Source organism: Exiguobacterium artemiae, from assembly GCF_033342815.1.
GTDB classification, from domain to species: Bacteria; Bacillota; Bacilli; order Exiguobacteriales; family Exiguobacteriaceae; genus Exiguobacterium_A; species Exiguobacterium_A artemiae_A.
In genome coordinates this window covers 67,520-91,751 of the sequence record NZ_JAWPEN010000003.1, presented here as the reverse complement: position 1 = coordinate 91,751, position 24,232 = coordinate 67,520, and the positions used below count along the sequence as shown (strand labels likewise).

The 24,232-nt window shown below is 46.7% G+C and carries 20 protein-coding genes; 19 read left to right on the top strand and 1 reads right to left on the bottom strand.

Features of this window, described 5'->3' with window-relative positions:
* Positions 1-66 precede the first annotated feature (66 nt).
* The 13 genes from pnp (at position 67) to R7V76_RS04645 (ending at position 18,126) form a co-directional block, all read left to right on the top strand.
* Positions 67-2,286: a polyribonucleotide nucleotidyltransferase gene (gene pnp, locus R7V76_RS04705; RefSeq protein ID WP_318091455.1), complete on the top strand. Its 2,220-nt coding sequence runs from the start codon at positions 67-69 to the stop codon at positions 2,284-2,286.
* Positions 2,287-2,364: 78 nt separating this feature from the next.
* On the top strand, positions 2,365-3,606 hold the full coding sequence (locus R7V76_RS04700) for a M16 family metallopeptidase (protein ID WP_318091454.1): 1,242 nt from the start codon (positions 2,365-2,367) through the stop codon (positions 3,604-3,606).
* Positions 3,607-3,670: 64 nt separating this feature from the next.
* Positions 3,671-5,134: a UDP-N-acetylmuramoyl-L-alanyl-D-glutamate--2,6-diaminopimelate ligase gene (locus R7V76_RS04695; RefSeq protein WP_318091453.1), complete on the top strand. Its 1,464-nt coding sequence runs from the start codon at positions 3,671-3,673 to the stop codon at positions 5,132-5,134.
* Positions 5,131-6,390: a lipid II:glycine glycyltransferase FemX gene (locus R7V76_RS04690; protein WP_318091452.1), complete on the top strand. Its 1,260-nt coding sequence runs from the start codon at positions 5,131-5,133 to the stop codon at positions 6,388-6,390. The genes R7V76_RS04695 and R7V76_RS04690 overlap by 4 nt, the downstream gene beginning before the upstream one ends.
* On the top strand, positions 6,390-7,052 hold the full coding sequence (locus tag R7V76_RS04685) for a M15 family metallopeptidase (protein WP_318091451.1): 663 nt from the start codon (positions 6,390-6,392) through the stop codon (positions 7,050-7,052). The genes R7V76_RS04690 and R7V76_RS04685 overlap by 1 nt, the downstream gene beginning before the upstream one ends.
* Before the next feature lie 153 nt (positions 7,053-7,205).
* Entirely contained in the window at positions 7,206-8,870 is a 1,665-nt protein-coding gene (locus tag R7V76_RS04680; protein ID WP_026828051.1) for a ribonuclease J, read from the top strand.
* 71 nt (positions 8,871-8,941) lie between these two features.
* Positions 8,942-11,107 (top strand): DNA translocase FtsK, encoded by a 2,166-nt coding sequence (locus R7V76_RS04675; RefSeq protein ID WP_318091450.1) that lies wholly within the window; start codon positions 8,942-8,944, stop codon positions 11,105-11,107.
* A gap of 231 nt (positions 11,108-11,338) precedes the next feature.
* Positions 11,339-12,358 carry a BMP family lipoprotein gene (locus R7V76_RS04670; protein WP_318091449.1) on the top strand — a complete coding sequence of 340 codons (1,020 nt, stop codon included), beginning with the start codon at positions 11,339-11,341 and terminating at the stop codon, positions 12,356-12,358.
* A 222-nt stretch (positions 12,359-12,580) separates the two neighbouring features.
* The gene (locus R7V76_RS04665; RefSeq protein ID WP_012370694.1) at positions 12,581-13,300 is read left to right on the top strand and encodes a GntR family transcriptional regulator; all 720 of its coding nucleotides are present in this window, start codon (positions 12,581-12,583) and stop codon (positions 13,298-13,300) included.
* A 128-nt stretch (positions 13,301-13,428) separates the two neighbouring features.
* A complete protein-coding gene (locus R7V76_RS04660) occupies positions 13,429-14,502 on the top strand; it encodes a BMP family lipoprotein (protein WP_318091448.1) in 1,074 nt (357 codons plus the stop codon).
* Between the two features lie 65 nt (positions 14,503-14,567).
* Positions 14,568-16,097, top strand: coding sequence for an ABC transporter ATP-binding protein (locus R7V76_RS04655; protein WP_012370692.1), 1,530 nt, complete (start codon positions 14,568-14,570; stop codon positions 16,095-16,097).
* Positions 16,094-17,167: an ABC transporter permease gene (locus tag R7V76_RS04650; protein WP_012370691.1), complete on the top strand. Its 1,074-nt coding sequence runs from the start codon at positions 16,094-16,096 to the stop codon at positions 17,165-17,167. The genes R7V76_RS04655 and R7V76_RS04650 overlap by 4 nt, the downstream gene beginning before the upstream one ends.
* Positions 17,167-18,126, top strand: a complete 960-nt coding sequence (locus R7V76_RS04645; protein WP_114595539.1) for an ABC transporter permease — start codon at positions 17,167-17,169, stop codon at positions 18,124-18,126. The genes R7V76_RS04650 and R7V76_RS04645 overlap by 1 nt, the downstream gene beginning before the upstream one ends.
* A 102-nt stretch (positions 18,127-18,228) precedes the next feature.
* Here R7V76_RS04645 and R7V76_RS04640 read toward each other — a convergent pair whose 3' ends face one another.
* A complete protein-coding gene (locus R7V76_RS04640) occupies positions 18,229-18,477 on the bottom strand; it encodes a ferredoxin (protein WP_012370689.1) in 249 nt (82 codons plus the stop codon).
* 285 nt (positions 18,478-18,762) lie between these two features.
* Between R7V76_RS04640 and R7V76_RS04635 the strand changes: the two genes are divergently transcribed.
* From R7V76_RS04635 to R7V76_RS04610, 6 genes are all read left to right on the top strand, one after another.
* Positions 18,763-19,776: a helix-turn-helix domain-containing protein gene (locus R7V76_RS04635; RefSeq protein ID WP_318091447.1), complete on the top strand. Its 1,014-nt coding sequence runs from the start codon at positions 18,763-18,765 to the stop codon at positions 19,774-19,776.
* Entirely contained in the window at positions 19,773-21,206 is a 1,434-nt protein-coding gene (locus tag R7V76_RS04630; RefSeq protein ID WP_318091446.1) for a RecQ family ATP-dependent DNA helicase, read from the top strand. Before R7V76_RS04635 ends, R7V76_RS04630 begins: the two co-directional genes overlap by 4 nt.
* A gap of 33 nt (positions 21,207-21,239) precedes the next feature.
* The gene (locus R7V76_RS04625) at positions 21,240-21,443 is read left to right on the top strand and encodes a hypothetical protein (RefSeq protein ID WP_148206623.1); all 204 of its coding nucleotides are present in this window, start codon (positions 21,240-21,242) and stop codon (positions 21,441-21,443) included.
* Positions 21,444-21,514: 71 nt separating this feature from the next.
* Positions 21,515-22,399, top strand: coding sequence for a MerR family transcriptional regulator (locus R7V76_RS04620; RefSeq protein WP_318091445.1), 885 nt, complete (start codon positions 21,515-21,517; stop codon positions 22,397-22,399).
* Between the two features lie 59 nt (positions 22,400-22,458).
* Positions 22,459-23,049, top strand: coding sequence for an adaptor protein MecA (locus R7V76_RS04615; protein ID WP_318091444.1), 591 nt, complete (start codon positions 22,459-22,461; stop codon positions 23,047-23,049).
* A gap of 177 nt (positions 23,050-23,226) precedes the next feature.
* The gene (locus R7V76_RS04610) at positions 23,227-24,174 is read left to right on the top strand and encodes a D-alanine--D-alanine ligase (protein ID WP_318091443.1); all 948 of its coding nucleotides are present in this window, start codon (positions 23,227-23,229) and stop codon (positions 24,172-24,174) included.
* Positions 24,175-24,232 lie beyond the last annotated feature (58 nt).

Genomic DNA, 24,232 nt, shown 5'->3' with positions numbered 1-24,232 from the left:
TGGCGCAAGAACATCCATAATTAGATTTGAATGAAAAAACGGATAGAAGTGAGAGGGGATTTGTGCATGTCACAAACAAAGCAGACGTTTTCGACCGAACTCGGTGGACGTCCATTAACAATTGAAATCGGTCAACTGGCCAAACAAGCAAACGGAGCAGCATTGATCCGTTACGGTGAGACGGCAGTCCTTGCGACGGTCGTAGCATCCAAACAACCAAAAGACTTAGATTTCTTCCCATTAACTGTGAACTATGAAGAAAAACTATATGCAGCAGGTAAGATTCCAGGCGGTTTCCTAAAACGCGAAGGACGTCCGGGTGAAAATGCGATTTTGACATCACGTTTGATTGACCGTCCGATCCGTCCGTTGTTCCCAGACGGTTTCCGTCATGATATCCAAGTCGCAACGACAGTCTTGTCTTCTGACGAAGATAATTCACCGGAAGTGGCAGCAATGATCGGGGCATCAATTGCCTTGTCGATTTCAGACATTCCATTTGACGGTCCGATTGCCGGCGTGACGATTGGTCGTGTGAACGGTGAGTTCATCATCAATCCGACGATGAGCCAAGCAGCTGAAAGTGATATCGACCTTCAAGTTGCCGGAACGAAACATGCGGTCAACATGGTAGAAGCCGGAGCAAAAGAAGTTTCGGAACAAGCAATGCTTGAAGCGATTCTCCTCGGACATGACGTCATCAAGGAATTGATTGCGTTCCAAGAAGAAATCGTCGCAGCGGTCGGACGAGAAAAGTTCGTCTATACGGTTTCTTCGTTTGACGAAACACTCGTCAACCGCTTGAAAGCAGAGGCGCTTGCAGAAGTCACGACAGCCGTTCAAGTCGAAGAAAAACAAGCACGCGATCTTGCTATCAATGAAGTCATTTCGAAATACATTGATCAGTACGCAGCGGATGACTCGATTACGGAAGCGCAATTAGCCGAAGTATCCGGTGTCTTAAATAAATTTGTTAAGACAGAAGTCCGCCGCTTGATCACAGAAGATAAAGTCCGCCCAGACGGTCGTGGTCTTGCTGAAATCCGTCCGCTTGATTCGGAAATCGGACTGTTGCCACGGGCACACGGTTCAGGTCTGTTCACACGCGGTCAAACACAAGTCTTGTCCGTCGCAACGCTCGGTGTTGCGGGAGATGCGCAAATCATTGACGGTCTTGGACTTAAAGCAGAAAAACGCTTCATGCACCATTATAACTTCCCGCCGTTCTCTGTCGGGGAAGCCCGTCCGATGCGCGCACCAGGTCGTCGTGAAATCGGTCACGGAGCACTCGGTGAACGTGCCTTGTTACCGGTTCTTCCGTCAGAAACAGATTTCCCGTACACGATTCGTCTCGTCTCGGAAGTCCTCGAATCAAACGGTTCGTCTTCACAGGCGTCAATTTGTGGATCGATTCTTGCGATGATGGATGCAGGTGTGCCGCTGAAAGCACCGGTTGCCGGAATTGCAATGGGCTTGATCAAAGAAGGCGAAAATTACTCCATCTTGACAGATATCCAAGGAATGGAAGATCACCTCGGCGATATGGACTTTAAAGTTGCTGGAACAAAAGATGGTGTGACGGCCTTACAAATGGATATGAAGATTGGTGGAATCACGCGTCAGATTTTAGAAGAGGCGCTTGAACAAGCACGTCTTGGTCGTTTACACATCCTGGAACACATGAATTCAGTCATTGCTGAACCACGTGTCGAGTTGTCTAAATATGCACCGAAAATCGTCACGTTGAAAATCAATCCGGATAAAATCCGTGATGTGATTGGACCCGGCGGTAAAGTCATCAACGGTATCATCGATGAGACAGGTGTCAAAATCGATATCGATCAAGACGGTACAGTCTTTATCGCGTCAACGGATCAAGACGGTATCAACCGTGCGCGTCAGTTGATTGAAGATATCGTTCGTGAAGTCGTCATCGGAGAAGAATTTGACGGTACAGTTCGTCGCGTCGAAAAATTCGGAGCTTTCGTCGAATTGTTCAAAGGGAAAGATGCCCTCGTGCATATCTCGGAACTCGCGCTTGAGCGTGTCGGTCAAACCGAAGACGTCGTCAAATTAGGCGATAAATTGAAAGTACGTGTCACGGAAGTCGATGATAAAGGACGTGTCAATGCGTCGCATAAAGTCCTTCTCGTGGAAGGTATGAGTCCAGAAGATCGTGCTGCATACGATGAAAAGAAAAAAACAGAGCGTGACAACCGCCCGCCGCGTCGGGATACCGGATCTCGCCCACCACGTGACGGACAACGTCCACCACGTCGTAACTAATGAAAACAAAGGTGGCTCAACGGTGCGAATACGTGCACCGCGGGCCACCTTGTTTCATATTTCAAGGAGGAATGAACGATGGTCGAAAGACTCGTATTAGAGAACGGCGTTCGAATCGTCAGTGAACGGATTGAGAACGCGCGAAGTGTGGCAACCGGGATTTTCATTAAAGCCGGTTCACGGACGGAAACAAAAGATGAGCATGGAATCAGCCATTTGATTGAACATATGATGTTTAAAGGAACAAAAAAACAATCGGCAAAAGAAATTGCCGTTTATTTTGACCGCTTGGGTGGTAATATTAATGCATTCACGAGTAAAGATCAGACCTGCTATTATGTGAAGACGTTAGACGAGCATGCCATTACGGCATTTGATGTTTTAGCAGACATGTTTTTGGAGTCGACCTTTGATGAAGAGGAACTCGAAAAAGAAAAACGGGTCGTGATTGAAGAAATTAAAATGTATGAAGATACACCGGACGACTTGGTACATGAACTGTTAGCGGTTGCGGCTTACGGAGAAGACGTGATGGCCCGCCCGATTCTCGGGACAGAGGAAAGCGTCAAACAACTCAGCCGGAAAATGATTGTCGAGTATCTGCAAGAAGCCTATGCGCCGGAACAAATCGTCATTTCGGTTGCGGGTCATGTGACAGAGGAACTGATTACAAAAATTAAAAATCGATTCGGTTCGCTGCAGTCAAGTGGCACGATCCGACAAATTACTGAACCTGTCTTGAAAAGTGACGCGTTACGAAAAGAAAAAGACACGGAACAAGTGCATGTCTGTTATAATTTCCGGGCGATTCCGTCTGCCGATGACCGTTTACCGACGCTTGCTTTACTCAATAATGCGTTTGGGGCGACGATGTCGAGCCGTTTGTTCCAATCGATTCGTGAAGACCGCGGATTGGCGTATTCCGTCTTTTCGTACTATACGACGTTTGATGATCATGGAACGTTTACGATTTATGTCGGAACATCAAAAGAAACGCTGGAAGAAGTCGAAACCGTTCTTTCGGCGGAAATTAAACAGTTGCTCGAACACGGTCTCTCAACGAAAGAGCTGGAAGACGGCATCGAGCAGCTAAAAGGATCATTGATTTTAGGAAATGAGAGTATATCGAGTCATATGAACCGTAATGCCCGGAATGAACTCCATCTTGGTATGCATCCGACATTAGAAGATGTCCTTGCAGAAGTGGAGCAGATTACGCCTGCTGACGTTCAGGAAATGATTGCGTATATCTTTAGTGAACCACCGGCGAAAGCGTACATCCTGCCGGAAATCGATGAGGCAGACCTTGAAACCGAGTGAGGCTTACCCTACACTGAAATAGCATGTAATTGAAAAACAAGTTGTTGAGAAAGAAGGAATACCCTTGAATTTAGCTGAACTAATCGAAGTCATTCAGACTCAAAAAACGGAACGTATGGTAGAGGCAGTCGTGACCTCCTTAACAACCGATTCACGTGATGTGAAGCCGGGGACGTTATTTGTCGCCATTAAAGGTTATACAGTGGATGGACACGATTATGCCAAACAGGCCGAAGCACAGGGGGCTGTCGCCATCGTGTCAGAACGTTTGCTCGATGTGACGATTCCTGTCATTCTTGTCCGGAGCACGACCCGAGCGATGGCAGAACTTGCCGGGAAGTTTTACGATTATCCTTCTGAAAAGATGCGGATGATCGGAATCACCGGAACGAACGGAAAAACAACGACGACGACCATCGTACGTGATGTCTTGGCTCAGCTAGGGCGGAAAACGGGAATCATCGGTACCGTTGAAGTCAAAATCGGGGACCGGGTCGTTCCGAGTCGCAACACGACACCTCAAAGTTCGGAATTACAGGCCTTTTTCCATCAGATGCATCAAGAGGGCGTTGAAGACGTCATCATGGAAGTTTCTTCGCATGGATTAGAGCTCGGTCGTGTGACCGGAACGGATTTTGATGTGGCTGGGTTTACGAATTTGACGCACGACCACCTGGATTTCCATAAGACGTTCGAAAACTATGCACGAGCAAAAGGTTTGCTTTTCGCACAACTCGGACAACGGCTGTCAGATAAGAAAGTAGCGGTCTTGAATGCAGATGATGAGATCAGTCATTTATTTGAGATGATGACGGGTGCCCGCGTACTGACATACGGCATTGAGCAACCGGCCGACTTACAAGCTAAAAATATTACACAAACCCTTCAGGAAACGACCTTTACGATGGTCTATCAAGAGCAGTCAGTCGAATTGACCGTTCAGTTTATCGGTCGATTCAATGTCTATAATTTACTGCTTGCAACGGGTATCCTGCTGTCAATCGGCTACAGTTTAACTGAGATTTCGAATGCGATCACTCAGATACAGCCGGCAAAAGGCCGGATGCAACGATTGCCGATCGACGGGTACAACATTTATGTGGATTATGCCCATACGCCGGACGGCATTGAACAATGTCTGAAAGCACTGGTCGATGTTCCGAAAGAAAACATCATCTTCTTGATCGGAACAGGCGGTAATCGCGATGTGACGAAACGACCGATGATGGGGCAACTTGCATCGACGTATGCGGGAACTGTCGTCATCACGACGGACGATCCCCGTTTTGAATCGTATGAGTCAATTACATCCGGCATCGCATCCGGGATGCTCCACGATCAATTCGTTGAAATCGGAGACCGGGAAGAAGCGGTCCGCTATGCAGCGAGTCTTGCCCGCCCGGACAACATCGTTATCCTGGCAGGAAAAGGGCATGAAAAATATCAAATCATTGGGGATGAGAAAACACCCCTCGACGAAGAAGCACTCGTCAAAGAGATGATACGCCAATTGGAGGAAAAGAAGTGACTTATCAACAACTTGAAATTGAACAGGCTCAGTTTGAACAGTTTGTAAAAAACCATCCTAAAGGAGACCTCTTGCAGTTACCGGCTTGGGGATCCGTCAAGGCAGCGACCGGTTGGACACATGAACGGATTGCGGTCGGGACATCGAGTGGTCAACTGGTCGGCGTTGCACTGTTATTGTTTAAAAAAGTTCCGAAATTACCGTTTACGTTATGTTATGCTCCGCGCGGGTTTGTCGTCGACTATACGGATCAGGCAGCCGTTGCGGCATTACGGGATGCAGCGATCCAAGTCGCGAAAAATCGGAAGGCGATCACCATTAAACTCGATCCAAACGTTGATCGGACGGAATATCCGAATTTACTTCAAGAAATGAAGGCGTTAGGGTTTAAGCACAATGGATTCGGAGGCGGATTTGATTATGCGCAACCGCGTTTTACGATGGAGACAAGTCTTGAAGGGTCGGAAAAAGAAATCTTTGACCGCTTCCATTCGAAGTTCCGTTACAATGTCCGTTTGGCTGAGCGAAAAGGTATCGTTTGTTACGAAGCATCACGGGAAGAGTTGAAAACATTCGCCAATCTGATGGTCGAAACGGGTGAACGTGACGGATTCTCCATCCGCGGTCTTGATTACTTTGAAAATCTATACGACCATCTTCGTCCGACCGGAGACGCGGCATTGTTTTTGACGAAATTGGATGTCGTCCGGGCGCTTGAAAATACGGAAACGGCCTTATTACAAGCAGAGAAGGAATTGGCGAAGATTCATCGTCAACTCGAAAAAGAAACGGTCGAGAAAAAAATCAACAGTTTGAATAATCGACTGGAACAAACGACTGCTCAGATTGAAAAAGCAGAGAAGTCGAAAACTGAATTGATGGACATCGCGGCAAAACACCCGAACGGAGTTATTCTGTCGGGGGGCTTGTTGACGTTAGCCGGTCGACGGTCGTATTACCTGTACGGTGCGTCGTCAAACGAATACCGTGAGTTCATGCCGAACCATTTAATGCAGTGGACCATGATGCGTCATGCGAAAGCGCACGGCGCCATCTCATACGACTTTGGTGGTGTCAGCGGGTCAACGGATCCGGATGACCATTATGCCGGATTGTATGCCTTTAAGTCCGGTTGGGGCAGTGAAATGATTGAAAAAATCGGAGAGTTTGACTATGTCCTGAACAAGCCGTTGTATCTGTTACTTGAAACAGGATTACCGATTCTTCAAAAAATCCGGAAGAAGTTACGCCGCTAATGAAGCGGGGAACAATCTTCATTTGGATTTTGTTCCTGCTGGTCATGTTTGCCATCGGCTCCTTTCTGGCAGCATCGACTAATCGAATGCCGAGCATTTTGATCGATCAGCCGGAGCTGGGACTGGAGAGTTGTCCCCGAGACCGCGCCGGTGAGAACCGTCTCATCAACGACAGTGCGGATCAGTTAAAGCAACTTCATCCGGCAGTCCGCGCAGGTGCCAAGGATTTGATTCGTCTCAGTCATTCCTGCTACAACATCGACATCCGGATCACCCAAGGATACCGGACGAAAAAACAGCAGGATGCATTGTATGAACAAGGACGCTCGCAAGCCGGAGAAGTCGTGACGAACGCCCGGGGCGGGGAATCGATGCATAACTATGGTTTAGCGATTGACTTCGTTCAAATGATAAACGGGGACATTTCTTACGATTTAGAATATGACGGAAATCAATCGGGTAAAAGTGACTGGCGTGAGGTCGCTGCTGTTGGAAAGGCGCTTGGCTTTGAATGGGGTGGGGACTGGAAACGTTTTGTTGACTATCCGCACTTCGAGATGACATTCGGCTATTCCTTGAATGAACTTCAAGCAGGTGAAAAACCAAGCAGACAGGAAAAAGCGAACCGAACAGAAGAAATCGAGAAGCTGTTGAATCCGTAAAACGAACATCGTGTGGACCGAAAGAAGGTCCGCGCGATGTTTTTTTTCGTTTTCACCATCCCTGTTGTTGGCAGAATGGCAAAGTTCGGCTAGAATAGTGATAGTGATAAGTGGACGGCTCACGAAAAGTGAATACAAATAGGAGGTCATATCGTGTCAAAGAAAAAGACGGAAAAGGTAAGCGTCTTTGCTCTTGGTGGCGCCGGTGAAATCGGTAAGAACATGTACGTCGTCGAACTCGACGAGGACATCTTCGTAATCGATGCCGGATTAATGTTCCCAGGAGATGAGATGCTTGGAATCGATAAAGTCATTCCAGACATTAGTTATTTAAAAGAAAACAAAGAGCGGATTCAAGGAATTTTCATCACGCATGGACACGAGGACCATATTGGTGCTCTCAGTTATGTCTTACGGGACTTAAAAGTGCCGGTGTATGGAACACGCTTAACACTTGGTTTAATTGAAATTAAATTAAAAGAAGCCGGTTTATTGAAAAAGGCAGATCTTCGTCCAATTGATGCCAAGACGAAATTAACCGTAGCAGGTCATTTCATTACATTTTTCCGTGTCAATCACTCGATTCCGGATGCAGTCGGGGTATGTATCCAAACATCGCAAGGGGCAATCGTACACACGGGAGACTTTAAATTTGATTACACACCGGTTGACGGAAAACAAGCTGATTTCGGAAAAATTGCCGCAATTGGTCAGCGGGGAGTCCTTTGTCTCTTATCAGACTCAACTAACGCTGAACGTCCCGGAATGTCCGGATCGGAATCAACGGTCGGGTCGGAACTCAACGACGTCATCTACGAGGCACCGGGTCGCGTGATCGTTGCGTCATTCGCATCAAACGTCCATCGTCTGCAACAAGTCTTTGCAGCGGCAGAAGCCAACAACCGTAAAGTAGCTGTTGTTGGTCGCAGCATGGTCAACATCGTCGAAGTGGCACAACGCCTGAACTACTTGCGTTTCAAACAAAAGACGTTGGTCGAACTGTCGGATATCAATCGACTCGATGACAATCAAGTCGTGATTTTAACAACTGGCTCGCAAGGCGAACCGATGGCAGCACTCACACGTATGGCACGGAATGCGCATAAGCAGGTCAACATCCGTTTAAACGATACAGTCGTCGTTGCGGCATCTCCGATTCCCGGAAACGAAAAATCCGTTTCGAAAACGATTGACTTGTTGTTCCGCGCCGGTGCAAACGTCATCTATAACCAGCGGAAAGTGCATGTATCCGGTCACGGACATGCCGAAGACTTGAAGTTGATGCTGAACTTGATCAAACCAAAATTCTTTGTTCCGATCCATGGAGAATTCCGGATGCAGAAGGCACACAGCCGTTTAGCACAAACAGTTGGTGTCAATGCAAACAACATCTTCATCATTGAAAATGGGGATGTCGTCGAGTTCGAGAAACGTAAAGCCCGGATGTCACGTAAAGTGAATGCCGGAAACGTCTTGATTGACGGAATCGGTGTCGGTGATGTCGGAAACATCGTGTTACGTGATCGTCGTCTTCTGTCGCAAGACGGTGTCGTCCTTTGTGTCATCACAATCAGCCGTAAAAACAAAACGATTGTCTCCGGACCAGAAATCATTTCACGTGGATTCGTCTACATGCGTGAATCAGAAGATATGATCAACGAAGCGAACCGGATTGTTGCCAAGCAACTGCAAGGTAAATTAACAGGTGAGCTTGACTGGACGGAAATGAAGTCATTGATTCGTGACAAGTTAAGTTCGTATCTCTATGAACAAACAAAACGTCGTCCGATGATTTTACCGATCATCATGGAAATTTAACAAAAGGAGCGACTCAGGGAGGCCGATGGATGGTCAGCTGAGTCGTTTTTTTATCAGGAGGTCAGAAAAAGATGGCAACGACAAAAAAAGGACCGGTCCGGAAAACCCCGCCGCGAAAACGCACACCGGCAAAAAAACGGCCACCAGCGAAAAAGCAACGTCAGCCGATTCAATACCGTACATATGCAGCCATCATTGCGGTCCTATCGCTGCTTTCGTATGTATTGGCACTTGGACAGTTTGGACGTGTCGGAGAAGTACTGGCCGAGTTTGCGAAAGATCAAGTCGGACAGTTTGGTTCACTCCTGTACGGATTGATTGGCGGACTGCTGTTGCTGATTTTGTCGAATCAACCACGGTTAAACAAATGGGCCTGGTCGTTTTTGATTCTCGGCGGGTTAATCTGGATTGACTTGCTGCTTGGTCAACCGCGCGGAGCTGTGAATGCATGGTTGTATCAAGGTTCGTCCTATTATATTTCGAGTTTTGGCGCCTTCATGATTGGTTTATTTCTGATTGTGACAGGGATTCATTTGCTGCACCCGACGTTTTTCAGTGAGCTGGCTTTAGGAATCAGAGAACGGATTCAAGAATTCCAGCAACGTGAACGGCAGACCGTCGCAAAAGAACGTCCTGAGAAAAAGAAACCGGTCCAGTCAGAAGCGGTGGCACAACCGGTCAATGACAAGAAGACACTGAAAAAACAAGCCATTGAAGAGATTGTGTCGGAAGAAGCCCCGGTCAATCTTCAGGACGTTCCGATCATCGGCTTTGCAGACCATGTCGAACCGCAAGCAAAAGAAACACAAGGACCGTTGACGATGACGGAGACGCCGGACGGCTATCAGTTGCCGTCGCTTGATCTACTGGCAGAACCTGTCACAAAAGATTTATCAGGAGAAAATAAACGATTAAAAGATAATGCGACAAAATTGATTGCGACGTTAAAATCGTTCGGAATCGGAGCAAAAGTCTTAAAAATTCATCTCGGTCCCAGTGTGACAAAATATGAGATTGAACCGGATCAAGGTATCAAACTGAGTCGGATTACCGGACTGGCCGATGATTTGGCGCTTGCGCTCGCGGCAAAAGATATCCGGATCGAAGCACCGATTCCCGGTAAGGCTGCCGTCGGAATCGAAGTTCCGAACCGGGAAGTTGCCATGGTTTCCTTACGGGAAGTGTTAGGAGCAGAGAGTGTCCAGGCCGACCCGGACCGCTTGCTTGTGGCACTTGGTCGAAGCATTTCCGGTGAGACGGTCACGGCGAAACTGAATAAGATGCCGCACGTCTTAGTCGCCGGTTCAACCGGATCAGGAAAATCCGTCTGCATCAACGGGATGATTGTCTCCATTTTGATGCGGGCCCGCCCGGATGAAGTCCGGTTGATGATGATCGATCCGAAAATGGTTGAATTGAATGTCTACAACGGTATTCCCCATCTGCTGGCACCGGTCGTGACCGATCCGAAGAAAGCGGCTCAAGCATTAAAACAGGTCGTATCGGAGATGGAACGGCGTTATGAAATCTTCAGTCAGAACGGGGCGCGGAATATCGAAGGGTACAATGCCCTGATTGATAAGATGAACGCTGAAGAAAAAGTCCATCAACGTCTGCCGTACATCGTCGTCATTGTCGATGAGTTGGCCGATTTGATGATGGTCGCCTCAAACGAAGTCGAAGATGCCATCATGCGTCTTGCCCAGATGGCACGGGCAGCCGGAATTCATATGGTCATTGCGACGCAACGGCCGAGCGTTGACATCATTACCGGTGTCATCAAGGCAAACATCCCGTCGCGGATCGCCTTCAGTGTCTCGAGCGGGACAGATTCCCGGACGATTCTCGATACGAGCGGGGCAGACAAACTGCTTGGACGGGGAGATATGCTGTTGCTTGGAAACGGCATGAATAAACCGGTCCGCGTCCAAGGGGCGTTCTTGTCGGATGAAGAAGTCGAAACAATCGTCAACCATGTCATCTCCCAGCAAAAAGCCCAGTATGTTGAAGCGATGATTCCAAAGGATCTTCCGGAAGGGGAAACGGAAGTCGACGATCCACTATATGATGAAGTCGTCCAGTTCATTTTGACGCAAGGAACAGCGTCAACTTCGATGATCCAACGGAAATACCGAATTGGTTACAACCGGGCCGCCCGTCTGATTGATGCACTAGAAGAAAATGGTTTAATCGGTCCGTCGGAAGGCTCAAAACCACGGCGCGTCATGGGTCACTAATCATCGGAAAGAGGATAAAGCCGGGTGCTTTATCCTCTTTTTGACGGTGAAAACCAAAAAAAGAAAACTTAAACCGTTTTCATGAAAATAGTTGTCAGACGTCTGTTGATTTTGCGCGCAATATTTGTCATACTCAGTCATATGAGTTGGCGTACCCGATAAAAGGTACGTGAGCGACTTTTTCACAAATAGATAATGAAAGCGCTCACATAATAGGAAGAGGAGTTGGCGATGATGAAAAAACAGTATGCATTCGTATCAATGATGACTGTTGCGACAGTCGGATTAGCAGCGTGTGGAGGTTCAGCAGACAAAGATTCGAGTAAAAAGGATGAATTTTCTGTAGCAATGGTTGCCGATAAAGGCGGAATCGACGACAAGTCGTTTAACCAATCAGCCTGGGAAGGTCTTCAGGCATATGGAAAAGAAAATCAACTCAAGAAAAACGAAGGCTACTCTTATCTTCAATCGAAATCCCAACAAGACTACCAACCGAACTTGTCTCGACTTGCACGAAGCGGGGAAGACTTAGTATTCGGAATCGGGAATACCTTTAACGAGGACATCGAAACGGTATCAAAACAATTCAAAGACACACAATTTGCAATCGTGGATAATGTCGTTCCGGGTAAAAACGTCACATCGATTACATTCAAAGAGAATGAAGGCGCTTATCTTGCGGGAATCGTCGCCGCAATGCAGACGAAAACGGATCATATCGGTTTTGTCGGCGGCATGAAGATGGATGTCATTGAACGGTTCCGTGCCGGATTTGAAGCAGGTGCAAAATCCGTGAATCCGAAAATCAAAGTCGATGTACAATACGCGGAAGACTTTGCGGCTCCGGAAAAAGGACAGGCAATCGCAGCCGGAATGTACGGAAAAGGCGCAGACATCATTTTCCCGGCAGCTGGCGGAACAGGAAACGGTGTCTTCACAGAAGCGAAGAACCGTAAGAAAAACGGGGAAGACGTTTCAGTGATCGGAGTCGACCGAGACCAAAAAGAAGAAGGTATGCCGGAAGACGTAACGCTGACATCGGTCATCAAACGAGTGGACCGTGCAGTGGAAGATACAGCGAATGCAGCCAAAGACGGAAAACTAACGGGTGGAAAAACAATCCGTTACGGTTTAAAAGAACAAGGTGTCGATTTAGTGGAGTCAGACAAGTTGTCAAAAGAGACGTTGAAAAAAGTTGAACAAGCGAAAAAAGCGGTTGTTCAAGGGAAAACAGTTGTTCCTGAACAATAAGCGGTAAGAGAAAAGAGGGTGTTCTTAGGTAGAATGCCCTATTTTCTTCCAAAGTTATTTACGTTATGAAAAGGGTTACAAAAGCGCCAGAAGTCAGACTTCTAACCTGTTACAAAATGATTGCAGGATTGAGTCCGGCATCATATACTTATCTTGGCTGGAGTTCTCATACGTCAGAAGTCTGAGCACTGGTTACAACTAGATAGAGGATGGAGATGCGTCATGTCGATTAAATTAGATCATCGTTTGCTTTATTTACGTGTGATTGAAAAAATCAAGTCTGACATCGATGACGGCGTTTACAAGGAAGGCGAAAAGCTACCTTCAGAGTTTGAACTTTCAAAGCAACTTGGCGTTAGTCGAGCGACTCTTCGAGAGGCTTTACGAATTCTTGAAGATGAGAACATCGTCATCCGTAAACACGGTGTCGGTACGTTTATCAATGCAAGACCACCGTTTACTTCAGGGATTGAGGAGCTTTACAGTGTTACGGAGATGATTGCACGTGCAGGTATGATTCCGACCTCAGAAGTATTGTCATCAGAAATGGTGCAACCAACTGAACGTGATCGAGAACGTTTTCAGTTAGGACCGGATGAACTGGTTTATCGAATCGAACGAATCCGACTTGCGGGAGATGTTCCTGTCGTCTATTGTGTCGATAAGATTCCGAGCCATTATATTAAAAACGAAGAACAGTTTACGTCCTCGACGTCCCTGTTTGACGCACTAGAAAAAGAATTAGGACGCCGTGTCACTCATGCGGTTACGCATATCGAGCCGCGGATTGATCCAAAGATCGCTGAACAATTACATACGGACCAACCGTTACTCGTACTGCGCCAGACGCATTATGATGAGCTTGACCGATCCGTTCTTTATTCAGCGAACTATTTCCGTGCGGACAAGTTTGATTTCCATGTCATCCGTAAGCGTGTTTAACCACTCGTTTTAGGGGTTTTACTGAAAGCGCTTTCCACCTACCTACGTAACGCTCCTCATCACCAGCCTCAGGTGCTTGACGTAGTCAGGAACTTTGTATGACCATATTCGAAAGGGGATTATTTCAGATGAAAAAGAAGTCACTTCTCGCATTAGCAGCAACAGGTTTAGCAATGAGTTCGGTACTCGCAGCATGTGGTGGTAACGATGATTCGAAAGATTCAAGCGGCGGGGACGACAAAGCAGGCTTCAAAGTAGGTATGGTTACAGATACAGGCGGTGTTGATGATAAATCATTCAACCAATCAGCGTGGGAAGGAATTCAAAAATTCGGTAAAGACAACGACTTAAAAGAAGGTACTGGCTACAAGTATCTTCAATCAGCAAAACAGTCGGATTACCAACCGAACCTTCAGCAATTGGCGCGTGCGAAATATGACTTGATTCTCGGTATCGGATTCTTGATGGCAGAAGATATCGGTAAAGTTGCCGATCAATTTAAAGATAACAACTTTGCACTTGTTGATATGGTTGTTGACAAACCAAACGTCGCGTCGATCGTCTTCAAAGAAAACGAAGGATCATTCCTCGTGGGTGTCGTAGCCGGTTTGACTACGAAATCAGACAAAGTTGGTTTCGTCGGTGGTGTTAACTCAGACTTGATCAAAAAGTTCGAAAGTGGATTTAAAGCCGGCGTTAAGGCCGTCAATCCAAAAGCGGATATCCAAGTTCAATACGCAGAAGATTTCAATGCTGCTGAAAAAGGACAAGCGATCGCTTCAGGTATGTACGGTAAAAAAGTTGACGTCATCTATCACGCTGCCGGTGGAACAGGACAAGGTGTCTTCACTGAAGCGAAAAACCGTAAGAAAAACGGCGAAGATGTTTGGGTAATCGGTGTTGACCGTGACCAAGTAGAAGAAGGTATGCCGGAAAACGTTACATTGACTTCGATGGTCAAACGTGTTGATACAGCAGTTGAACAAGTAGCAAAAGATACAAAAGACGGCAACTTCCCAGCGGGTAAAGTCGTTGAGTTTGGTCTTAAAGACGGCGGAGTTGACATCGCGCCATCACAAGACAATATTGCGAAAGACGTCTTGACGAAAGTGGAAGACTACAAAAAACAAATCATCGCTGGTGACATCAAAGTTCCGTCTACTGACGACGAGTACAAAGAATACGAAGCGTCACTGAAATAAACTGGAAGCGGGGGTCGCTAGTACTGCGGCCTCCCCTTTTAAACTAAACATGGGAGTGGATTTTCTTGGAATACGTCATTGAGATGCTAAACATACGAAAAGAGTTTGGCAGTTTCGTCGCAAATGATAACATCACGCTCCAGCTTCGGAAAGGTGAGATTCACGCTTTACTTGGTGAAAACGGTGCCGGAAAATCGACGCTGATGAACGTCTTATTTGGTTTGTATCAGCCTGAGGCTGGAGAGATTCGTGTACGTGGTGAAAAAGTGAATATTACGAGTCCGAACGTTGCGAATGATCTGGGAATCGGAATGGTACACCAACATTTCATGCTCGTTCAAAATTTCACGGTAACAGAAAACATCATCTTGGGTGCAGAGCCGAAAGCCGGTCTGAAAATCGACCGAGCAGCAGCACGGGAAAAAGTCCGTCAAATTTCGGAACAGTATGGTCTTGCCGTTGATCCAGATGCAAAAATCGAAGATATTTCGGTCGGGATGCAACAACGTGTTGAAATTTTAAAAACACTATACCGCGGTGCTGATATTCTAATCTTCGACGAACCATCTGCTGTTTTGACCCCACAAGAAATCAAAGAATTGATTCAGATCATGAATCGCTTGATTGCTGAAGGAAAATCGATTATCTTGATTACCCACAAACTGAAGGAAATCATGGAAGTCGCCGATCGCTGTACGACGATTCGTCGTGGTAAATACATCGGAACAGTGGATATCGATGAAACGATGACCCAATCAAGATTAGCCGAGATGATGGTAGGGCGGGAAGTAAACTTTAATGCGGAGTATTCCAAGGCAACTCCACAAGAACTGGTGCTCGACATCAAAGACTTGGTCGTCAAAGACAGTCGCGGCATCAAGGCAGTAGACGGATTAAACCTCGATATCCGGGCCGGTGAAATTGTCGGGATCGCTGGAATCGACGGAAACGGACAAACGGAATTGATCGAAGCCATTACCGGTTTGCGTAAAGCGGACAGCGGAGAGATTTTCCTCAATAACAAATCCATTAAAAACTTAAAACCACGAAAAGTGACGGAAGCCGGAGTCGGACATATCCCACAAGACCGTCATAAGCACGGACTGGTCCTCGATTACTCAATCGGTCACAATATGGTATTGCAAACGTATTATCAAAAACCGTATTCAAAAGCAGGCATCATGAACTACGGTCAGGTCATGGATAAAGCCAAAACCTTAATCGAGAAGTTCGACGTCCGAACTCCAAGCCCGGAAACATTTGCCCGCGCTCTGTCAGGCGGAAACCAGCAAAAGGCGATCATCGCTCGGGAAGTGGACCGTTCACCTGACTTATTGATTGCAGCACAGCCGACCCGTGGACTGGACGTCGGTGCCATTGAATTCATTCACGAGCAATTGGTCCTCGAACGCGAAAAAGGCCGCGCTGTTCTTCTGATTTCATTTGAACTAGAAGAAATCCTTCAAGTATCGGACCGGATTGCGGTTCTTTATGAAGGACGGACAGTTGCCTTCCTTGATCCAAAAGAAACAAACGAAATCGAACTTGGCTTCTTGATGGCCGGCGGTAAGAAAGAGGAGGTCGGTCGTTCATGAAACTAGAACGTTTTTACGGAATATTGATTCCGATTCTTTCCATCATCTTGGGAATGGTTGTCGGTGCGATTGTTATGCTCGCCGGCGGTTACAATCCGGTTGACGGATTTGATCAATTGTTTTACGGCATATTCGGGGAACCGTACAGTATCGGTGAAACATTGCGAGCTGCTGCCCCGTTGATTTTTGCAGGTCTTGCCGTTGCCTTCGCTTTCCGGACTGGATTATTCAACATCGGAGTCGAGGGACAAGTATTGGTCGGCTGGATGGTTGCCGTCTGGATCGGGATTGAGTTTGATCTCCCGACAGCGATTCACCTGCCGCTCGCTTTAATCGGAGCAGGACTCGCAGGAGCACTGTGGGCATCGATTCCGGGTATCCTAAAAGCGAAATTCCATGTCCACGAAGTTATTACATCCATCATGATGAACTATATCGCACTGTATGTGACAAACGATATTCTCCGGAATGTCATCGGGATTGAAAATGAACGGACGGAATCTGTAAAAGAATCCGCTTCGCTTGCCTCACCGTTCCTGCAAGAGTTGACAGATTTCTCACGTCTTCATAACGGGATTTTCATTGCCGTGATCGCAGCACTCGTCTTCTGGTTCATCCTTTGGAAAACGACGCTTGGTTACGAATTACGGGCCGTTGGTTTCAACAAGAGTGCCGCAGAATATGCCGGTATGGGCGTCAATAAGAACATTGTTCTTTCGTTCGTCATCTCAGGTGTATTTGCCGGACTCGCAGGAGCAATGGAAGGTTTGGGGACATTCCAGAATATGACGTTAAACGCGTCATTCACGGGTGTCGGATTTGACGGGATTGCCGTTGCCTTACTGGGTGCCAACAATCCGATTGGTGTCGTACTCGCCGCCTTGCTGTTTGCCGGTCTGAATATCGGTGGCCTTTCGATGCAACAAATCGGAATCCCGCCGGAGTTAATTAAAATCATCATCGCGTTTATCATTATCTTCGTCGCTTCTGGTTATGCGATCCGTCTCTTGATCGAGAAATTCACGGTCAAGAAATCCGAAGATAAAAAAGTGAAAGGAGCCGATAAATAATGGGCTTTTTAGAAGTACTGTATATTATCGTACCGATCGCACTTGCCTATTCGGCTCCGTTGATCATTGCGGCACTCGGCGGAATTTTCAGTGAGCGCTCCGGCGTCGTCAATATCGCACTTGAAGGACTCATGGTCATGGGGGCGTTCTCGGGTATCGTCTCAGCCTTGACGTTATCGAAGATGGGCTTAGGTGCTGCCAGTCCTTGGATTGCCATGCTGATTGCAATCGTTGTCGGAGCAGTGTTCTCCTTGTTCCTCGCGATTCCAGCGATTTTGTTCCGGGCCGATCAGACGGTTCTTGGAGTAGCGATTAATATGTTAGCAGTTGGTCTCGCAATTTTCCTTGTCCGGGCATTCTACGGAAAAGGGCAGACTGATTCGATTCCAAACCGGATTTCGAAAGAAAATGTTCCGTTTTTATCGGATATCCCGGTACTGAAGATGTTTTTTGCCAACGTCTATTACACATCGTACATTGCGATTGCCTTAGCATTCGTTGCATGGTACGTCATCTTTAAAACACCGTTTGGTCTTCGTCTTCGTTCAGTCGGGGAACACCCGATGGCAGCGGACACGATGGGAATCAACGTTACAAAAATGCGTTTCATCGGTGTCATGATTTCAGGTGGTTTCGGTGGTCTTGCCGGCGCTGTTTACGCGACATCGATTTCACTGAACTTCAGCGTGACGACGATTCTTGGACAAGGTTTCCTCGCTATTGCAGCGATGATTTTCGGGAAATGGAATCCACTCGGCGCGATGGGAGCGGCCCTGTTCTTCGGATTCGCTCAAGCGATTTCGATTATCGGGCAACAGTTACCGCTTCTTGATCAAATTCCACAAGTTTACTTGTTGATTGCACCATATCTGTTGACGATTCTTGCCCTTGCCGGTGTCGTTGGACGGGCGGATGCACCGAAAGCTGTTGGTGTACCGTATATTAAAGGAAAACGCTGACGTTTTCTGACGATCACTTTTCTGCGCTTGTCGCAGGAAAGTGATTTTTTTTACGACAAAAAAAAGATCTGCTCGTATAAGAGCAGACCGGTGAAGCGAATATTATTCGTATTTAAGTGCGTCGCCTTCAAACGATTCATCTGCGACTTTGATTGAATCCGTCGGGCATCCTTCGAAAGCATCAATCATATCATCGAATAATGCTTCTGGAATTTCAGCTGTTCCCTTGTTATCATCTAAAATGACGTAAGCCAAGCCCTCATCATCGTAATCATAAATATCAGGGGCAGCTGCGCCGCAAGCACCACATGCGATACATGTGTCTTTGTCAACAATTGTAAATTTAGCCATCGGTCATTCTCCTTTCGATTCGAAAACATTGGAAACTAAGTACTGTTCTCATCTATAAGTCATTGTATCGGACTCATGCGTGCATTTCAATGAGGAAGAGGCAGAAGTATGTGAATAAACCGATTGTCGGAGCGAAATCACCTTTTCTGTTTCTTTAATCGATTCAACATGGCATAAATCTGATCGGAAATGTAAAATAAGAACAAGTGTACGAAACAGGAGTCGGATGTATCCTGATGATAAACTAAAGTGAAAACGGGCGATGTGACGGAAGGGAGGATTGACATGGAAAAAACGATTGTGAGACAGGTGATACTGGAAGCCATTAGTCGATTACAAAATGAACGGACGGATCGAAGCTTATTTCATCTGCTACAAGGAAAGCGGTCCGCTACTTCCTTACAAGATGCACACTTTTATGGACTGGAAGCAATTTTTGGAATGCTTCCATTAAAAAAAGACCGGTTTGAGCAAGTCTTACAAGAACTGGAGCATGCCGGATGGATTAAGCGGGAACAAAACCTGCTGATGACAGATGCCGGAAAAGCACAACTCGATTCGCCTTTTCTACTGGATGACTTAGGTGGAGAACTGCGCGGCTATCCGATGCAGTTGTGGAAACGGGTCAGTCTGATGATCCAATCAATCGTTTGTCTGGATGAAAAAACCTTTTTTATTCCGGTGCAACAAGACAGCGGCGTAAAGGAATGGGTCAAACAACAAATCCGTCAGGTAGCTGACCGGTCCGTCTGGAAATCGGCCGTCTATCAGGAACTGAATCAGGCGTTACATCAATTGACAGAACGAGAAGCGATTCTGATCACTTACCGGTTGTCCGGATTAAAGACAGGATTATCGTTTCCTCAATTGAGTGAACGGCTGGGAACGGATTTACTTTCACTCCAGTTGGAATTTGTGATGGCATGGCGAAGATGTTTGCGTGTCTTATCCGAAGACAGTCTGATTTTATCTTTAGGAAACGACATCAATCATTTCAAAATGACACAGTCTGCGCAAAAAACCTGGGATCTGCTGAAACAGGGCTACACGGTTTCGCAAATTGCTGAACGACGGCGTTTGAAAAAAAGTACGATGGAGGATCATCTGGTGGAAATTGCGATGTATGCTCCTGTTTTCCCAATCGAGCAGTTTGTTGCTACTGCACAGTATGAAGAGGTCATTCAAATCACCGACCGGCTCCAAACGTTTTCGCTGAAACGGATCAAACAAGAGTTGACACAGGAAATGGACTATTTTCAAATTCGTATCGTTTTAGCAAGAAAGGTGGTTCATTCATGATGGAGGAAGTATTAAAACGAGTCTTTCGGTATGATGCGTTTCGGGACGGACAGCGGCAAATCGTGGAGTCGGTCCTCGCCGGTCATGATACAGTCGCCATTCTGCCGACAGGAGGCGGGAAATCAATTTGTTACCAACTGCCGTCTTATCTGCAACCGGCTGGATTGACGGTGATCGTATCCCCGTTATTATCGCTGATCGAAGATCAGGTCATGCAGATTAAACGTCGTGGGGAACGAGCCGTCGCTAAGTTGACGTCTCTTGAATCCCGTGATCAAAAGGAAGAGATTTTACGTCATCTGAATCAATTGCGTTATTTGTATCTGTCACCCGAACAATTGGCCGCCCCGCAAATTCAACACCGATTAGCGGAAATTAAAATTAATCTGTTTGTCGTTGATGAAGCCCATTGTATCTCGCAGTGGGGACATGAGTTCCGAACGGATTACGCCAAACTGGGTGAGATTCGCCAACGACTCGGAAATCCAACTTGCTTGGCCTTGACGGCAACGGCAACGGCGCAAGTCGAACAAGACATCATTCGGGGACTGGCACTGACGCAAGCGAAGCGGATTCGCCATTCCGTCAATCGGCCGGAAATTCAACTCATCGTCGAGCAAACCAATCCGAGTGAAAAAGATGAGGTCTTGAGAAGGCGATTGGAAACCGTCAATCGTCCATGCGTCATTTATACGACGACACGCAAAGAAGCTGAACGGATTGCTTCTTTTGTTCCTCAGGCCGCTTATTATCACGCCGGTCTTGAACCGGAAGATCGACAACTAATCCAACAACAGTTTCTGCACGACGAAATCGACTGTCTCGTCTGTACCAGTGCATTTGGTATGGGGGTCGACAAAGGGAACGTCCGGACGGTTATTCATTATACGATGCCGGCGACGATTGAAGCCTATATGCAGGAAATCGGCCGAGCGGGACGGGACGGGCAACCATCGACCGCAGTATTGCTTTATGCACCGGGAGATCAGCAACTTCAACAATTTTTAGTAGATAAACAATATGCGTCCCTTCTTTGGATTGATCAAGTGACGCAACACCGCGGACGAGGAGAGTCGTTTGAGACGATTGAGCAACGTTTGCATCTCGAACCGGATGATCCGGCCTATCGTCTGCTAAAAGGTCAGCTTATGGAAGGGAAAACAAAATCACAAATTATGGAGTGGCAGGAGGAACGAAAAAAAATACGTTTACGTGAACTCATGCAAATGATAAATTATATTCAAAATACGTTTTGCCGCCGAGCATTCATATTGGAACATTTTGACGAGCATCCCTTTGTGCAAGACCGGTGTTGTGACAATTGCGGCACGATTACGATGGACGAACCTGTCGTCCGGACCGGTTTCGCCCAACTGGACTGGAAGCACCGGCTAGAAGAAGTCTTTTTTTCATCCCATCCTTCAGTGTAAACTAGTAGTAGTGCTTATTTTTTAGAAAAGGTGATGAAATTGAGTAAACAGGATCAACGAAAAAATCGGCAAGATGAACAACAACGCACGTCCTTACCTCCTCGATCCTCAAGAATCGAACACGTTCGTAATGAACGATTAAAACAACCATTTGCTAAAAATCCACTCGCGATTACACTCACAGTTTTGATGATTACAATTATCATCGCCTTTGTCTCCATCGGTTTCATGATGTAAGCGCACATTATGAACGGAGATTTTTTTCCTTTACGGGTATACTAAAGGGAAGAAGAAAGGAGGCACGGTGCATGGATCGTGGGAAATATAATATCAAAGCAGTTGCTGCATTGGTGGGACTCAATCCGACGACCATTCGTGCTTGGGAACGGCGGTATCAAGTATTGGATCCGGATCGTAGCGAATCAGGCCATCGTATTTACAGTGATAATGATGTTGCCAAGCTGCGTTGGATCGTTGATAAACAAAAAGAAGGGCTGTCGGTCTCAAAAGCCATTCAATTATATGAAATGCCAGTGAATCGAGCGGAGGTTCCGATTGATTATGGAATCGAGCTGCGGGATCAATTGTTCGAAGCACTCACGAATTTCGAAGAACGACATGCCCATGACATCATGAACAAAGCATTTTCGATGTTCAGCTTTGATAAGGTCATCCAAGACATCGTCGGTCCGTTGTTACATGAAATCGGGATGCGATGGGAAAAGGGAACGATTACGATTGCCCATGAACATTTCGCGACCGCTTTTTTACGGGCACGTCTCTCGACGTTGTCTCTTCAAATGCCAATTAATCCATTTTTACCACGCATCTTGTGTGTCTGCGCGCCGGAAGAAGAACATGAGCTCGGACTGCTGTTTTTTACGCTGTACCTCCGTCAGAGCGGATTCGATGTCATCTTCCTTGGAGCGGGTATTCCAGTGCCGGATCTCGTAGCAGTGACGAAACAGCTGACGCCTCGAGCAGTCGTTTTATCATGTACGATTTCAGATCATTTGAAGGACTTAGATGAAGCAATTGACCAGATTCAAAAGCAGGCACCACAAACGGAAATCGGTTTAGGCGGCTATGCCGTTGACCAGCATCCGGAAAAGTACGGAGATATGTTACTTGGATCCGATGACAACGCTTGGAAAAGTTGGTTAAGTCGACTCACTCCGACAACTGGTGTATAGTGTGAGTCATATCGAACGGAGAGCATTTGTACTCTGCCGAGTAACTGGAGGAGTCTAACATGAGGTTTGAGCAATTTAAGCAAGGTCACTTACGGGTCTTCGTATCAAAACAAGAACTGTCGGTCCATGACGTTCGACCGGAGACATTGGCTGTCGGCAAAGGCCAGGCTTTATTACGTAATTTACTGGAAGAAGCTGAATCGAATTATGGATTTCATGCCGTCGGGACACTCGACTTTTTTGTAACATTTTTCCCGAACGACGGTATGTTGGTCGACGTTCGGCGTGAAGGTACCCTGCCGGAAGAAACGTTTGAGGAATTTGATCAAGTTGAGATACGGATGACAGTCGATATCGTCCACCATGTCCTCTATCAACTCGACCAATTGGAAGATGTCATTCAGGCGAGCCATAGTTTGGCGCGTCACATCGATCAAACGGAAACGGGTGGCACACTGTATTTCTTCGAAGACCGCTATTATTTATATTTCCAAGAACAAATGAAGCAACACGTCGAGCAGACGGTGACGACGATTTTGTCGGAATACGGTGTACCCAGTCCGAAAAGTCCGTTCGTGATGTCCGAATACGGAAAAACCATCCTATTGGAACAAGCCGTTCCAACGCTGATCGCAAGCTTTACACCTTGATTCCGATGACTGTCGTTAACAGGAAGCTTCAAGATGTAACTAAAAAGTCACTTCACCGAACGTAATCGGGAAGTGACTTTTTATATGTCCGGACGGTTGTTGCGACCAATTTGTGTTTTTTCATACAAAAAGTGATGGTATGATAAGCATTGAACGTAAGATGAAGGAGTGAACAAGATGAAAGTGGCAGTATTGTTTGGAGGAATTTCCGGTGAACGGGAAGTTTCATTAAATAGTGGGAAATCGGTAATTAATGCGCTGGAAAGTAAAGGGCATGAAGTCGTTGCCGTCGACTTTCATCCAGAGCGTGCAGAGGAAATTTTAAATCTACAAGTAGAGGCCGCTGTCATTGCCCTTCACGGCAAATTTGGTGAGGATGGTCGTGTCCAGGCGCTGCTCGAGATGGCGGGTATTCCATATACCGGTTCAGGAGTGCTGGCATCCGCGTTAGCGATGGATAAAGCGCGCTCTAAGGTACATTTTGAAAAAGCGGGAATCCGCATCGCGCGTGATGTTTTGGTTGAACGCGGAGATGACATCGAACAAAAAATTAAACAGTGGGACAGCCAGTTTCCTTGTGTCGTTAAACCGGCTCAAGAAGGTTCTTCGAATGGGTTGACGATTGCGATGGATGAACAGATGTTACGTCAAGGCATTGAACTGGCTTTCCAGGCGGACGATGCCGTCTTGATCGAACAATTCATCAAAGGACGGGAAGTAACGGTACCGGTTCTAGGGGCAAAAGGACAAGAAAAAGCCTTGCCGGTCATCGAGATTATTCCAAAAAACGAATTCTATGACTATGAGTCGAAATATGCCATCGGCGGATCGGAACACATCTGTCCGGCACAGTTCGATGAGAAGACGACGCAAACGTTACAGGAATGGGCTGTTTTAGCCCATCAAGTATTAGGGTGCGCCGGCTATTCACGGACCGATTTCCTTGTTCCTGACGAGGGGGCACCGGTTATTTTAGAGACGAATACCTTACCGGGGATGACCTCGACAAGTCTTTTCCCGGACGGTGCACGAGCTGTCGGAATCGACTATCCGGAACTTGTGGAAACGTTTATTGAACTGGCAATTACACGTCACGAAAGCGAATCGGCCAGCAGAAAAAATTGAAAATGAAGTAGATGGTAGAAAGCGCTTACAAATATGGCGGTAACCCCTTTCATTACGG